General features: G+C 66.5%; 11 protein-coding genes. 5 read left to right on the top strand and 6 right to left on the bottom strand.

The annotated features are described in order from the left end of the window. Positions 1–47: 47 nt before the first annotated feature. From narH to Q0A27_RS05805, 3 genes are all read right to left on the bottom strand, one after another. Positions 48–1,700 carry a nitrate reductase subunit beta gene (narH, locus tag Q0A27_RS05815; RefSeq protein WP_291474114.1) on the bottom strand — a complete coding sequence of 551 codons (1,653 nt, stop codon included), beginning with the start codon at positions 1,698–1,700 and terminating at the stop codon, positions 48–50. Then, positions 1,700–5,440, bottom strand: coding sequence for a nitrate reductase subunit alpha (locus Q0A27_RS05810; protein ID WP_291474113.1), 3,741 nt, complete (start codon positions 5,438–5,440; stop codon positions 1,700–1,702). Before Q0A27_RS05810 ends, narH begins: the two co-directional genes overlap by 1 nt. Before the next feature lie 99 nt (positions 5,441–5,539). After that, a complete protein-coding gene (locus Q0A27_RS05805; RefSeq protein ID WP_291474112.1) occupies positions 5,540–6,913 on the bottom strand; it encodes a NarK/NasA family nitrate transporter in 1,374 nt (457 codons plus the stop codon). Between the two features lie 185 nt (positions 6,914–7,098). On the opposite strand from Q0A27_RS05805, the gene Q0A27_RS05800 reads away from it, so the two are divergent. Further along, a complete protein-coding gene (locus Q0A27_RS05800; RefSeq protein ID WP_291474111.1) occupies positions 7,099–7,551 on the top strand; it encodes a molybdopterin-binding protein in 453 nt (150 codons plus the stop codon). Between the two features lie 34 nt (positions 7,552–7,585). Here the strand turns inward: Q0A27_RS05800 and Q0A27_RS05795 are convergent, their stop codons facing one another. Beyond that, positions 7,586–8,245, bottom strand: a complete 660-nt coding sequence (locus Q0A27_RS05795; protein ID WP_291474110.1) for an NTP transferase domain-containing protein — start codon at positions 8,243–8,245, stop codon at positions 7,586–7,588. 174 nt (positions 8,246–8,419) lie between these two features. Here Q0A27_RS05795 and modA point away from each other — a divergent pair, with 174 nt between their 5' ends. From modA to Q0A27_RS05780, 3 genes are read left to right on the top strand one after another with little or no spacing between them, the layout of a single operon-like run. Next, positions 8,420–9,268 carry a molybdate ABC transporter substrate-binding protein gene (gene modA / locus Q0A27_RS05790; protein ID WP_291474109.1) on the top strand — a complete coding sequence of 283 codons (849 nt, stop codon included), beginning with the start codon at positions 8,420–8,422 and terminating at the stop codon, positions 9,266–9,268. Further along, positions 9,255–10,058 (top strand): molybdenum ABC transporter permease, encoded by an 804-nt coding sequence (locus Q0A27_RS05785; protein WP_291474108.1) that lies wholly within the window; start codon positions 9,255–9,257, stop codon positions 10,056–10,058. The genes modA and Q0A27_RS05785 overlap by 14 nt, the downstream gene beginning before the upstream one ends. 2 nt (positions 10,059–10,060) lie before the next feature. Then, entirely contained in the window at positions 10,061–11,338 is a 1,278-nt protein-coding gene (locus Q0A27_RS05780) for a molybdopterin molybdotransferase MoeA (RefSeq protein WP_291474107.1), read from the top strand. Positions 11,339–11,344: 6 nt separating this feature from the next. Here the strand turns inward: Q0A27_RS05780 and Q0A27_RS05775 are convergent, their stop codons facing one another. Together Q0A27_RS05775 and Q0A27_RS05770 are read right to left on the bottom strand one after the other, a co-directional pair. Further along, positions 11,345–11,767 carry an organic hydroperoxide resistance protein gene (locus Q0A27_RS05775; RefSeq protein WP_291474106.1) on the bottom strand — a complete coding sequence of 141 codons (423 nt, stop codon included), beginning with the start codon at positions 11,765–11,767 and terminating at the stop codon, positions 11,345–11,347. Then, positions 11,764–12,243 (bottom strand): MarR family winged helix-turn-helix transcriptional regulator, encoded by a 480-nt coding sequence (locus Q0A27_RS05770; protein WP_291474105.1) that lies wholly within the window; start codon positions 12,241–12,243, stop codon positions 11,764–11,766. Before Q0A27_RS05770 ends, Q0A27_RS05775 begins: the two co-directional genes overlap by 4 nt. A gap of 139 nt (positions 12,244–12,382) precedes the next feature. Here Q0A27_RS05770 and Q0A27_RS05765 point away from each other — a divergent pair, with 139 nt between their 5' ends. Further along, positions 12,383–13,327, top strand: coding sequence for a LysR family transcriptional regulator (locus tag Q0A27_RS05765; protein ID WP_291474104.1), 945 nt, complete (start codon positions 12,383–12,385; stop codon positions 13,325–13,327). Positions 13,328–13,612: the final 285 nt, after the last annotated feature.

Genomic DNA, 13,612 nt, shown 5'->3' with positions numbered 1-13,612 from the left:
GCCCTGGAAATTGCGTCGGGCCTTGCGACGCCGGGGGATCACGGACTTCACCGTCCACCTCCCGGAGCAGTGCCGTGGGAGTCAGGGAACATCGCGTCAGGACGCTCTCCCCTCCAGCTCAGCAGCGAGACCTTGCCGTTGTCCCGGGGTGGGCCGTCATTGCTTCCGCCGCACCCGCACCCACTGCCGCAGGCATCGGGTGCGCCGGGTCCGGGTCCGACATCGCCGGCGAGCTCATGTGCCACCGACCGGGGGTCGGTGGAGCCGAAGGGGTCGAGTTCGGAGATGCCGCGTGGCGACTCTGGGGAGGCGGTGGGGATCACGTAGCGGTCGTCGTACTTGGCGATCGCAAGCAGGTGGTACATCTCCAAGATCTCCTCTTCGGTCATCCCGACTGCGGCGGGGATGGCGGGGTCGGTCTCCTTGCCGAGGTTGACGTCGCGCATGTAACTGCGCATGGCCGCCAGGCGTCGCAGCGACTTCTCCACCGGTCCGGTGTCTCCGGCGGTGAACAGTCCCGCCAGGTACTCCAGGGGGATACGCATCCGGGAGACCGCGGTGAGCAGCACCCGGTGGTTCTCGGCATCGCTACCGGTGGCGGTGACCTTGTCGACGATCGGGGACAGTGGCGGGACGTACCAGACCGACGGGAGCGTCCGGTACTCCGGATGCAGGGGCAGGGCGAGGTCGTAGCGGAAGATGAGGTCGTGGATCGGAGACTGCTGTGCCGCGTTGATCCAGGACGCCGGGATGTTCTCCTGGCGTGCCGCCTCGACGACCTGCGGGTCGCGCGGGTCGAGCAGGAGGGAGCGCTGGGCCTCATAGAGGTCCTGCGGGTCGGGGGTGGAGGCGGCCTCGGTCACCCGGTCGGCGTCATACAGCAGCACGCCGAGGTAGCGGAGTCGTCCCACGCAGGTTTCGGAGCACACGGTCGGCTGTCCGACTTCCAGTCGGGGATAACACAGGGTGCACTTCTCGGCTTTGCCGGTGCGGTGGTTGAAATAGACCTTCTTGTAGGGGCAGCCGGACACACACATCCGCCAGCCGCGGCAGCGGTCCTGGTCGACGAGGACGATGCCGTCTTCAGTGCGCTTGTACATGGCGCCGGATGGGCAGGACGCCACGCAACTCGGATTCAGGCAGTGCTCGCAGATACGGGGGAGGTGGAACATGAAACTGTCCTCGATCTCCCGCTGCACGCTCAGCCCCATCTCTTTCAGGACCGGGTCGGAGTCGATGGTGGCGGGGCTGCCGCCGAGGTTGTCGTCCCAGTTCGACGACCATGTCGGACGGTCGATGGGGCGTCCGTCAAGCCGGGAGTAAGGGTGCGCGGTCGGCTGCGTCTTCTGGTCGGCCGGCGTCGAGAGCAGTTTCTCGTAGCCGTAGGACCAGGGTTCGTAGTAGTCCTGGATGCCGGGCATCCGCGGGTTGTGGAAGATCGTCGCCAGCTTGGTCAGGCGTCCGCCGGCCCGCGGGGTCAGCATGCCGCGACGGTTGAGCTTCCACCCTCCCTGCCAGGTGTCCTGGTCCTCCCAGCCACGGGGGAAACCGACGCCGGGACGGGTCTCGACGTTGTTGAACCACATGTACTCGGTGCCTTCGCGGTTGGTCCACGCCTGTTTGCAGGTCACCGAGCAGGTGTGGCAGCCGATGCACTTGTCCAGGTTCATGACCATCGCGATCTGTGCCATGACACGCATCAGAACTCGACCTCCTGAGAGCGACGCCGGATCGTGGTGACCTCGTCGCGGTTGTTTCCGGTCGGCCCGATGTAGTTGAAGCCGTAGGTCAGGTGGCCGTATCCGCCGGCCACGTGCAGTGGGTTGATCATGATGCGGGTGAGGGAGTTGTGGGTGCCGCCACGACGTCCGGTGTGCTCATTGAGCGGGGTGCCTGCGGTGCGCTCCTGTGCATGGTTCATGATCACCGTGCCGGCGGGGATGCGGTGGGAGACGATCGCCCGGGCGGTGACGATGCCGTTGCGGTTGTGGGCTTCGATCCAGTCGTTGTCGGCCACGCCGATCTTCTCTGCGTCGACCTCGGACATCCAGACGACCTGTCCGCCGCGGGAGATGGAGAGCATGTGCAGGTTGTCGTAGTACTGGGAGTGGATTGACCACTTGTTGTGCGGGGTCAGGTAACGCACCGTCACCTCAGCTTCACCGTTGGCGCCCGTGACCGTTTCGCCGGGGCCGGTCTCGCCGTGCAGGTGGAGCTGGTCCAACGGAGGCCGGTAGATCGGCAGGGACTCCCCGTAGTCGATGAACCAGTCGTGGTCCAGGTAGTAGTGCATCCGTCCCGACAGGGTGTGCCACGGTTTGTCGTAGGCCAGGTTGATGGAGAACGCGGTGTACCGCTGGTTGTCCTTCGTGATGCCGGTCCACTCCGGGGACGTGATCACCTGGGTGGGACGTTCCTTCACCGCGTCCCAGCCGGTGCGTGTGCCCTCGTGATCCTTGATCAGGTCGGTCATGTCGACGCCGACCCGCCGTCCCTGGTTGCGGAATCCTTCGAGGGCCACGGCACCGTTGGAGACACCCGAGAGATGGAGGACCATCTCCGCAGCCTTCACCGCGGTGGTCAACTGCGGTCGTTCACCGGCCGAGGTGTGGCCGGTGCCGTTGAGCAGAGCGAGCTCCTCCACCTGTGTACTGACGTCGTAGGAGGTGCCGTGGGTTCCCGTGCCGAGTTCGGCGGTCAACGGGCCGAGGTGCATCCACTTCTCGTGGATCTTCGTGTAGTTCCGTTCCACCGGTATGAGCTTGGCCATGGACTCGCCGGGCACCAGTGGAGCGTCCTGGTCCGGCACCACGCCACCGGGCATGCTCAGCTCGTCGGGTGAATCGTGGCCGAGCGGTGCGGTGACGACATCGGTCTGCGTGCCCAGCCACTTCTCCGCGAGTGTCGACAGCCGCGCCGACAGATCGCGGAAGAGCTCGAAGTCGGTACGGCTCTCCCACGGCGGATTGATCGCCGCGTTGAAGGAGTGGATGAACGGGTGCATGTCCGTCGTGGACAGGTCGTTCTTCTCGTACCAGGTCGCGGCGGGGAACACCAGGTCGGAGACCAGGGTGGTGGACGTGTTGCGGAAGTCCGCCGTCATCATCAGGTCGAGCTTGCCCTCCCCGGTGCCGGGTGCCGTGTCGCGCCAGGTGATCGACTGCGGACGCTGTCCGGCGGGGAGTTCGTCGGCACTGGCGTCGGAGTCGACGCCGAGCAGGTGGCGCAGGAAGAACTCGGTGCCCTTCGCCGAGGATCCCATGAGGTTCGTCCGCCAGTTCAGCAGGATCCTGGGGAAGTTGTCGGGGTTGTCGGGGTCTTCGGCGGCGAAACGCATGCGTCCGGACTCCAGCTCCCCGGTGATGTAGTCCTTGAGGTCCTTGCCGGCCTCCGCGGCCTGGTCGGCCAGCAGCAGCGGATTGCGGTCGAACTGGGGGAAGGCGGGCATCCAGCCGCGCTTCATGGACTCCACCAGCGTGTCGGACGTCAGCTTGTCGCCGACGGTGCCGCGACTTGCCAGGGGGGACGCCAGCCGCGAGGCCCGGGTGTTGTCGTAGCGCCACTGGTCGGTGGCCAGGTAGTAGAAGCCGGTGGAGATCATCTGGCGCGGCGGGCGGGACCAGTCCAGCCCGAAGGCGTACTGGGACCAGCCGTTCATCGGCCGCAGTTTCTCCTGACCCACGTAGTGGGCCCAGCCTCCGCCGTTGACGCCCTGGGTGCCGCACATGGATGTCAGTGCGAGGAAGGTGCGGTAGATGGAGTCGGCGTGGAAGTAGTGGTTCACTCCGGCACCCATGATGATCTGACTGCGTCCCCCGGATTCGACCGCGTTGCGCGCGAACTCACGGCCGATACGTACGGCGGCGTCGACGGGGACCCCGGTGAGCTCCTCCTGCCAGGCCGGGGTGCCCACAATGCGGGCGTCATGGAAGTCCTCCGGCCAGTCACCGGGCAGGTCCAGCTCGGGACGGGGGACGGCGTAGTGGGCGAGCATGAGGTCGAAGACGGTGGTGACGGTGCGTCTGTTCACGGTGCGGACAGGCACGCCGCGGTGGACGATGCCGGCACCGATCGGCCCCGTACCGGTGGCGTCGGAAGCCTCCGCGTCCAGATCGAAGCGGGGGAAGAGGACCTCGGCGGTGGACGCCGGGGTGCCGTCGGTGATGTCGGCGATGCTCATCACGGGGTCGGCGTGGTCGAGACGGAGGTTCCAGCGTCCCTCGCCGTCGGCACCGTAGCGGTCGGCGACAGTGCCGCCGGGGTCGACGACGCTGCCGTCCGGCTGCATCACCACCAGGCGGTGGGTGGCGTTCTCCGTGGAAGCGAGAGCATCGTCACCGCTGTCGGCGGCGGTGAGGAACTTGCCGGGTGTGCAGGTGCCGTCCCCGTGGTCGTCGAGTTCGACGAGGAACGGCGAATCGGTGTATTTGCGCATGTAGTCGAGGAAGTACGGGGTGCGCTCACCGACGTGGAACTCGCTGAGGATCACGTGCCCCATGGCGAAGGCCAGTGCGCCGTCGGTGCCGGGGGAGATCCGGAGCCACTCGTCGGCGAATTTGGTGTTGTCGGCGTAGTCGGGTGAGACGACCACGACCTTGGTTCCCCGGTACCGGGCCTCGACCATGAAGTGACTGTCCGGGGTTCGGGTCACCGGGATGTTCGAACCCCACATCATCAGGTAGCTGGAGTTGTACCAGTCCCCGGACTCGGGCACATCGGTCTGGTCACCGAAGGTCTGGGGGGAGGCGGGCGGCAGATCGGCGTACCAGTCGTAGAAGGACAGGGCGACGCCGCCGATGAGTTCCAGGAACCGGGTACCGGCACCGTAGGAGATCTGGGACATCGCCGGAATCACGGTGAACCCGTGGATCCGGTCGGGACCGTAGCGACGGATGGTGTAGACGTGTGCGGCAGCGGCGATCTCCACGGCCTCCTCGTACGGTACCCGGATCAGACCGCCTTTGCCGCGTTGGCTGACGTAGGCCCTGCGCTTCACCGGGTCTTCCACGATCTCGCGCCAGGCGAGCACCGGATCGTCGTGGCGTGCACGGGCCTCCCGGTACATCTCGACCAGGACGGCACGGGCGTAGGGGAAGCGGATCCTGGTCGGCGAGTACGTGTACCAGGAGAAGGACGCACCGCGCGGACAGCCACGGGGCTCGTATTCGGGCATGTCGGGGCCGGTGGTGGGGTAGTCCACGGCCTGGGATTCCCAGGTGATCACCCCGTCCTTGACGTAGACTTTCCAGGAACACGATCCGGTGCAGTTGACTCCGTGGGTGGATCGGACGATTTTGTCGAAGGACCATCGGTCGCGGTAGAAACTGTCGGCTTCACGGCCTCCCTGGAGGAACAGCTGCCGTCCGGAGTGGTCGGTTGTTCCGTGGCGCACGTAGGAGCCCATGGAAAATAGTGGGCCGGGGGTGTCGGAAACAGTCATGATATGCACCTCGTCGTAGATGTTTCCTCGCGGTGGTCATCCGCAAGGAGAGTGTGAATCGCATACACTGCAGGTGGAATGCGAGTATTTATTCTGTTTTTATCCGGGGTAGGGGGCGTGTGGCCTGGCGTAGAACATCCACACGAGAACAGTGACCACAACGAAATAGACCACCATTCCCTGGAATACCAGAGTCGAGGAGATTCCGGACAGGAGCATGCCGACCACGAACGGTCCGAAAGCGCCGACTGCACCGGTCCAGCCGATGACTCCTCCGGCCTGGCGGGCGGGCAGGATCATGGGCATCTGTTTGAAGGTTCCGGCGTTGGCGGGGCCGGTGAAGAAGAACAGCGACAGCATCGCCGCCAGGAACCAGGGGAACTGATCGGGATCTGAGGGCTCGAGCAGGAAGGACGCCGCCAACGTGGACGCGGTCATGCCCACACATCCGACGAACGTCCAGATCGCACCGCCGAACTTGTCACACAGTGGACCCCACATAGCCCGGACCAGGGACCCGATCAGCGGTCCGAGGAAGGCGTAGGTTGCTCCGCCCGGGAGGTCGTCGACGGGAAAGGAGTCGGCGAGAGAGGAATCGCGCCCGTAGATCTCGTTGATGAGCAGGCCGAACTGTGCTGCGAAGCCGGAGAATGCTCCGAAGGTCATGAGGTAGACCAGGGTGAGGATCCAGGTGTTGCGGTTGCCGAAGATGTCGATCTGCTGGCGGAAACTTGCCTTGACCGGCACGTCCTTGAGGAAGTGCCAGGCCAGTGCGGCGGCCAGCACAGCCCAGGGGATCATCACGGCGGCAGCGTTGTGGACGAAGAGGAAATCGCCGTCGTTGGTGCGTTGTGGTGTGACGAATGTGATGCCGAGAAGGCCGAAGCCCATGATCCAGGGGCCGAGGAACTGGATCAGCGACATGCCGAAGTTGCCGATGCCCGCCTGCAGTCCCAGGGCCGTTCCTGACCTGCTTTTCGGGAAGAAGTACCCGGTCGAGGGCATGTACCCGGAGAATACTCCGCCGCCGATGCCGCAGAGGAAGGCCAGGGTGAGCAGCCACCCGTAAGGGGTGGAGCTGTCCTGGACGGCGAAGAACCAGCCGAGCATCGGGATGATGAACAGCAGGGAGGACATCGTCACGAGTCTGCGGGTTCCGATGATCGGCGGCAGGAACATGAACACCAGCCGGAACAGACCGCAGGACAGTCCGGGGATGGCGGTGAGCCAGTAGAGCTGGCCGGTGGTCAGGTCGAATCCGATCCGCGTCAGCAGGGGCGCGATGGCGGATACGAGATACCAGGTGGAGAACCCCATAATGAGCGAGAATGTCGAAATTGACAGGGTCCGCCATGCGATACGGGAATCCCAATGATCCTTATCTTCGGGATTCCATCCGTTGATGGTTCTTCCGGACGTGTCGAGTTCGTCCGGTGTGGTCGATCGGCCGTGCAATGTGGCCTGATGGTTCATAGTCGTCACCTGTGTGGATTGTTTGTTATATACTCTCCAACTGCGTCGACACGAATTCTATCAATAGAAATGAATGGAACGGATATGAGATGGATCACACGCAAATTACTCATATAAATCAAGGTCAGAAAGGAAAAGAAAAGTTCAGCAACTCCGATCGATCAGGGCAAGGGGGTACTGCGGCGGTGATCGTCGTCGACGACCGGGTCGCTTCCGGTGACCGCGCGAACCGTTCCGGTGACCGCGCAGTGGCTGACCTCGGCGAATTCGTCCGGGTGCTCGGGTGCACGGTCGTCGAGGAGACGACGCAACAGGTATCCCAGGCGCTGGACACCGCTCTCGAATCAGGGGTCGACCTGGTTCTCACTGTCGGTGGCACCGGATTGAGGACCCGCAGCGTGACGCCGGAGTGCACGGCGGCCCGCATCGGGATGAGAGTCAGTGGTCTGGAGACCCAGATTCTCCTGCGGGGTCTGGAATCGACTCCGTCGGCAGGGCTGAGCCGCGGGATCGTCGGCATCGTCGACCGCGGAGACCGACGCACACTGATTGTCAACGCCGCCGGCTCCCGTGGTGCGGTGGCGGACGCCGTGGCGGTGGTCGGTCCGCTGATCGGCAGCATCACCGAACAGCTGTGAGTGACCGGCCCGGTGCAGCGGCCGGATCAGCGGGTCAGCGTCCGTTCCGGTCCCCGAATCCGTGGGCGAGTGCGTCCTGCCAGGTATCCACGTCCGCGGCGGTCGACGCGGGAAGTTCGACGGTGTCGAGGTTCCCGCGGCCCGTCCGACGCAGCAGCCGCATGACCGAGGTGTTGCGGAGGTCTGTGTCTGCCGCCCGTCGAAGTGGGCCGAACCGGATCAGGCAGAACAGGGGCTGCAACCTGGACCCGGCTGTGCCGACAATACCGATGGTGCCGTGGTTACCGGCGGCGTGCTCCAGCAGCACGGCAACCCCCTGGTGCGGTGCTGTCAGATCAGCGGCGAGCAGCAGCACCAGATCTTCCTCGCCGGCGCCGGCGTCGGCCAGGGCCTCCACCCCAGCGCCGATCGCCGCCGCGGGCCCTGACAGGGGAGGATTCTCACGGACGCGCACAACTCCGGTCGGCAGTTCCGTCTCCGGGCCGACGACGATAAGCGTCTGACAGCCGGCGCAGGCGTCAAGAACCCTGTCGATCAGGCGATGTCCCGCATCGTCCGTGAGCAGGGGCTTAGGCGGGGTTCCTTCCGGCGCGGACGCCGCCAACCGGGACCCTGCACCGCCGGCGACGATGATCGCGTGGACCGGCGGACGTCCGGCCTCGGTGGTCTCCAGAGGGTGGGCGGATTCGGTCATGCCTTCAGCGTAGGCGGCCGTGGTGCTCCCCCCCGGTTCCGGCGTCTCCGTCCGCAGGTCATCGGGGCTATCGGGTGCCGCCTCCGGAGGCGGTCTACAGTAGGTCACTGTAACCCCCGGGCCGTGGGAGCGACAACGGGAGACGCTCAACCGGAACCGTCGAGAGGACCGATGATGACCCGAACCCTGCACCTGTCGCGCACTACAGCGCTGGCACTCTTCGCTGCACTGGCGGCCCTGGTGCTGCTGGCTTCCTGCTCGAACTCGCAGAAGGACAGTGAGAGCGAGGCGACCGCCACCGCCGCGGACACCGGCAGCTCATCCGGGGACATCACCGTCTTCGCCGCCGCCTCCCTGAAGAACGCCGGTGACGACCTGGCCGAGGCCTTCGCCGCCGACGGCCACGAGGGCACCAGCATCACCTGGAACTACGCCGGCTCCTCCAAGCTGGTCCAGCAGATCGGGCAGGGTGCGGACGCCGACCTGTTCATCAGCGCCGATGAGGCGAACATGGAGTCCGCCGAAGACCTCGACGAGTTCGCGGACGCGGACCCGCAGGTCATCGCCACCAACAAGCTCGTGCTCGCCACCGCGCCAGGCAACCTCGGTTCGATCACCGACCTCAATGACCTGAAGACCAACGACAAGCTGCGCATCGCCCTGTGCGCAGACGGCGTCCCCTGCGGCACCCTCGCACACCAGTACCTCGACGACCAGGGCATCACCCTCAAGGCCCCGACCGAGGAGGCGAACGTCTCCGACGTGGCCACCAAGGTCTCCACCGGTGACGTCGACGCCGGCTTCATCTACTCCACCGACGCCCAGGCGCTGCAGAAGAACCTCACCGACTCGCAGGGTCGCGTCATCGTCCTGGACATTCCCGGCATCGAGGACAACAGGTACCCCGCCGCCCTGACCTCCGACGGTGAGACGAACGAGACCGCCTCCGAGTTCCTCGCCTGGCTGCAGACCGACAAGGCCCGCGAGATCCTCGCGGAGTACGGGTTCGGTGCGCCGGCGTAGCGTCCCGGCCGCGCTGATCGCGGTCGCTCTCGTCGCGGTCCTGCTGCTGCTGGGCCCGCTGGTCGCGCTGCTGCTCAATATCCCGTGGGGCCGCGCGGTCGAGCTGATCACCGCCGACGAGGCGACCGAGGCTTTCGGTCTGTCCCTGACCACGGCGCTGGTGTCGACGGTGCTGTGCATCGTCCTCGGCCTGCCGTTGAGTCTGTGGATGGTCGACATGATGCGGCGTCATCCCCGTTGGGGCGACGCCCTCCAACTCATCATCTACGCCCCACTGGTGCTGTCACCGGTGGTCTCCGGCCTGGCCCTGGTCTTCTTCTGGGGACGCCACGGGCTCGTCGGGGAGTGGCTGGACGATTCCTTCGGCGTCCGCGTGGCCTTCACCTCGTTGGCCGTGATCGTGGTGCAGGTCTTCGTCTCCCTGCCTTTCTTCGTCTCCACGACGGTGACCTCGCTGCGCGGGGTGCCGCCGGTGGTGCAGGAGGCCGCCCGGGTCGACGGCGCCTCCCGCTGGCAGACGCTGTGGCGCATCACGGTGCCGCTGGCGGGCCCCGGCATCGCCGCCGGAACGGTCCTCGGTTTCGCCCGTGCGTTGTCCGAGTACGGCGCAACCCTCACCTTCGCGGGTAACGTCGCCGGGGAAACCCGGACGATCCCGCTGCTCATCGAGCTCGGTCTGAGCTCCAATGACATGGATCAGGCGCTCGGTGCCTGCATCCTGCTGCTCGGCATCTATGTGCTGGTGGTGGGTGGGATCGCCACGACCACTCTGCTGAGACGGAAGCGGTGACCATGCACGCACGCCCCCGGACGCCCGAAGAGCACCAGGGCGCCGTACGCACGCTCGTCGGTGACCGACCGGTCGTGGACCTGCCGGTCGCCGACGCCGTGGGCAGGCCCCTGGCGCAGGCGGTGGCGGCTGTCGAGGATTCGCCCCGCTTCGACAACTCCCAGATGGACGGCTACGCCCTGTTTCCCCGTCATCTCGCGGGCGGCACGTTCGTCGTGGGTGAGACCGTCGCCGCCGGCGTGGACCCGGCGTCGATCGCGTTCGGGGAGGACGCTGAGGACACTGAGGACGCTGAGGACACTGAGGACACTGAGGACACTGAGGACACTGAGGACACTGAGGACGCTGGGGACGCCGTGCTCCCGGTCATGACGGGCGCGAAGATCCCCACCGGGGCGGTGGCTGTGGTGCCGGTCGAGCGGTGCGAGCCGCCGGAGTTCCCGTCGACCGGTGCCTGTGTGACGGTGCCGGAGACCCCCGCCGGGCAGTTCGTCCGGCCCCGGGGGTCGGACATCGCCGCCGGTGACGAGCTGCTCGCGTCCTCCCATGTCGTCAATGAACGCACCGTCGGTGTGGCCTCCGCGCAGGGTCTCAGGACACTGCCGGTGCGCGAGCCGGCGAGGGTGCTGATCTGCACCGGTGGCGACGAGATCGGTGACGGCGACGGTGCCGGGACCGGTGCCGCGATGATCCGGGACGCCAACGGGCCGATGCTCACCGCGCTGTGCGAACACCACGGGATGCGGGTCGTCGGGCACGTCCGCACCACCGATGATCCGGTGGCATTCGGTGCGCTGCTGAGGGCCGCGGTCCGACGGAGCAACCCGACCGTGGTCGTGACCAGTGGCGGGATCAGTCACGGCAAGTTCGAGGTGGTGCGGCAGCTGCTTTCGCCGCTGCGAGGGGCGTGGTTCGGGCATGTCGCGCAGCAGCCGGGCGGACCGCAGGGCACGGCCGTCTTCGAGGGGACGCCGGTGGTGTGTCTGCCCGGTAATCCGGTCTCCACGGCGGTGAGCTTCCGGCTGTTCGTCGCACCGTTGTTGGGTGTGGCGTCCTCTCCGGTCACGGCGGTGCTGGACGCGCCGGTGACCGGCCAGAAGCACAAGGACTGCTTCCACCGGGCGGTGCGTTCAGTGGTCGACGGTCGGGTGCTGGTGCGGGCCGTCGGTGGGGCGGGATCACATCTGCTCGCCCAGTCGGTGGAGGCGGACTGCCTGCTGCGCGTGCCGGCGGGGGTGCGGCCCGTGCCGGGTGATGTGGTGGTGGTGTACCCGCTGTAGTGGGGCTCAGTCGTCGGCGACGGTGACGGTGACCTCGATATTGCCGCGGGTGGCGTTGGAATAGGGGCAGACCTGGTGAGCGGCGTCGGCGAGCTCCCGGGCCTGTTCGTGAGGAAGTTCGGGGATGATGACCTCGAGGTGGACGGCGAGCTGGAAGCCGTTGGCGTCGTTCGGGCCGATATTCACGCGCGCGCCGACGGAGGAACCGGTGACGGCGACCTTCTTCGCCCGGGCGACGCCCTGGAGGGCGGAGTGGAAGCAGGCGGAGTAGCCGGCGGCGAAGAGCTGCTCGGGGTTGGCGCCGTTGCCGGAGCCGCCCATCGCGGTGGGGATGGCGAGGTCGAGGTCGAGGCGGTTGTCGGAAGTGGTGACGTGGCCGTTGCGTCCGTCGCCGGTGGCGAGCGCTTCAGCGGTGTAGAGGGTCTTCATGGTGTGTCCTTTCGGTGGTTTCCGGTGGGGGTGTCCGTGTGGGCGTCCCGTGAGACATCCATGGCTGTGTCGCAGACTCCGTGGAGCCGACTGATGAGTGCGCCGGCCTCGGAATCGTCGGTGGTGGTCAGGATGTCGCGGATCTGACCGGGGATGTGGTCCAGGTCGTCGCGCAGGGCGAGGCCCGCTTCGGTGGGGGCGACGGTGGTGACGCGTTCATCGCCGGTGCTCCGGGTCCGGGTGATGTACCCGGAATTCTCCAGCCGCCGCAGGAGAGGAGAGAGCGTGCCGGAATCGAGCTTCATCGAAGCACCCAGTGATTTCACGGTCTGGGGGCCGTCGGTCCAGAGGATGACGAGGACCAGGTACTGCGGGTAGGTCAGGTCCCAGGGGGCCAACAGGGTGCGGTACGCCCGCGACACGGCTTTGGCGGCGGAGTAGAGGGCGAAGCAGCCCATCCTGTCGGTGATTCCCATGACTACGAGTATGGCACCGAATTAGATTGTGTACAACTTAATGGTACACAACTCGTTCTGAGGTGCTGGGGCGGTGCTGCGACGGTGCTGCGGCGGTGCCGGGAAAGAAGCCGGGCAGTGACCCGGTAATCTCGGTCACATGCTCCTCAGCCAACTGACCTACTTCGAGGCTCTCGCCCGGGAACGACACTTCGGCCGGGCGGCGGCGTCCTGCTTCGTGACAACCTCGACTCTGTCCGAGGCGATCCGGAAACTGGAGAAAGAGGTCGGATCACCACTGGTCAACCGGAGCCATTCGGCGTTCCAGGGGCTGACCCACGAGGGTGAGCTGGTGCTGACCTACGCCCGGCGGATCACCGCGGACCAGCGTCATCTGGAGGAGGACCTCGCCGCCGCGCGCGGTGAACTGTCCGCGACGGTGCGGGTGGGCGTGATCCCGGCGGGGACGGGTTGGGCGGCGCGGCTGCTCGACCGGATCGCCGAGGCTAACCCGCGGGTGCGCTTCGACCTGCGTGCGGGGCTGCGCAGTGAGGAAATCGTCGAGGGACTGCGCGCCCACGAGCTGGATGCTGGGATCATCCACACCGCGCCGGAGGTGGTCAGGGGCCAGCGGGTGACAACTGTCGGGTCGGTGCGATTCGCGGTGGTGGGTGTGCCTGCGCTGTTCCGTGAGCGGTTCGGGTCGGTGCCCTCGTCCCTGTCGGGGGCGGACCTGGCTATCTCGCCGGTGGCGGTTCTGTCGCCGGGGATGCTGGCGCGCGAGGAGTTCGACCGGGCGATGTCCGCGCTCGACGTGCAGGTCACGCCCGTGCTGGACTCCGACTCCGTCGCCGCGTTGTTGTCCAGTGCTGAGGCGGGACGCTGGTTCGCGGTCGTCCCGGAATGGGCGCCGCTGTCGGACCGGTTGTGCGCGGTGCCGCTGGTGGATCCGGAGGTGCGGCTCTCGATCGCGGTGTCCAGGCTGGACATCCGGCCGGTGACCTCGGTGGCCCGGGCGGTGGACGCTGCGGCTGCCGAGGTGGCTGCCGAGGTGGCTGCCGAGGTGGCTGCGGAAGTGGAGGCTGCCGGTGGTGCGTCTTCCTGAGTGGTCCCTCGTGAGTTCCCCTCGTGAGCTTCCCGTGTGAATACTCCTCCTCAGTGCGGCGCTTTCGGGGGTGAACTAGGGGGGGCTCCTGTCTGGTTGTATCGCAACCGGTTTCGGTGGGGCCGACCGCTGGACGACTGCGGTGCCTGGCGAGGGGGCATGATGTGGTGCAGGTCACCTGCTGCTTTCCGGGGTGGCGTCCTTCCTTCGTGGTGGGTGAACGGTTGGTGCAGTGGTGGTTGACGGCCGCTCGGCACAACATGACGCCGGGAGTAGTGTCGCCCC

Source organism: Corynebacterium sp. (assembly GCF_022712275.1).
Lineage (GTDB): Bacteria > Actinomycetota > Actinomycetes > Mycobacteriales > Mycobacteriaceae > Corynebacterium.
Note: the sequence above shows the minus strand (reverse complement) of the source record. Positions and strands in the feature narration are given on the sequence as shown.

Bases quoted from the DNA above. Each gene is read 5' to 3' on its own strand.
- Q0A27_RS05805 (WP_291474112.1), bottom strand. From the start codon at position 6,913: ATGAACCATCAGGCCACATTGCACGGCCGATCGACCACACCGGACGAA.
- Q0A27_RS05780 (WP_291474107.1), top strand. From the start codon at position 10,061: ATGCACGCACGCCCCCGGACGCCCGAAGAGCACCAGGGCGCCGTACGC.
- modA (WP_291474109.1), top strand. From the start codon at position 8,420: ATGACCCGAACCCTGCACCTGTCGCGCACTACAGCGCTGGCACTCTTC.
- narH (WP_291474114.1), bottom strand. From the start codon at position 1,700: ATGCGTGTCATGGCACAGATCGCGATGGTCATGAACCTGGACAAGTGC.
- Q0A27_RS05770 (WP_291474105.1), bottom strand. From the start codon at position 12,243: ATGGGAATCACCGACAGGATGGGCTGCTTCGCCCTCTACTCCGCCGCC.
- Q0A27_RS05795 (WP_291474110.1), bottom strand. From the start codon at position 8,245: ATGACCGAATCCGCCCACCCTCTGGAGACCACCGAGGCCGGACGTCCG.
- Q0A27_RS05765 (WP_291474104.1), top strand. From the start codon at position 12,383: ATGCTCCTCAGCCAACTGACCTACTTCGAGGCTCTCGCCCGGGAACGA.
- Q0A27_RS05775 (WP_291474106.1), bottom strand. From the start codon at position 11,767: ATGAAGACCCTCTACACCGCTGAAGCGCTCGCCACCGGCGACGGACGC.
- Q0A27_RS05810 (WP_291474113.1), bottom strand. From the start codon at position 5,440: ATGACTGTTTCCGACACCCCCGGCCCACTATTTTCCATGGGCTCCTAC.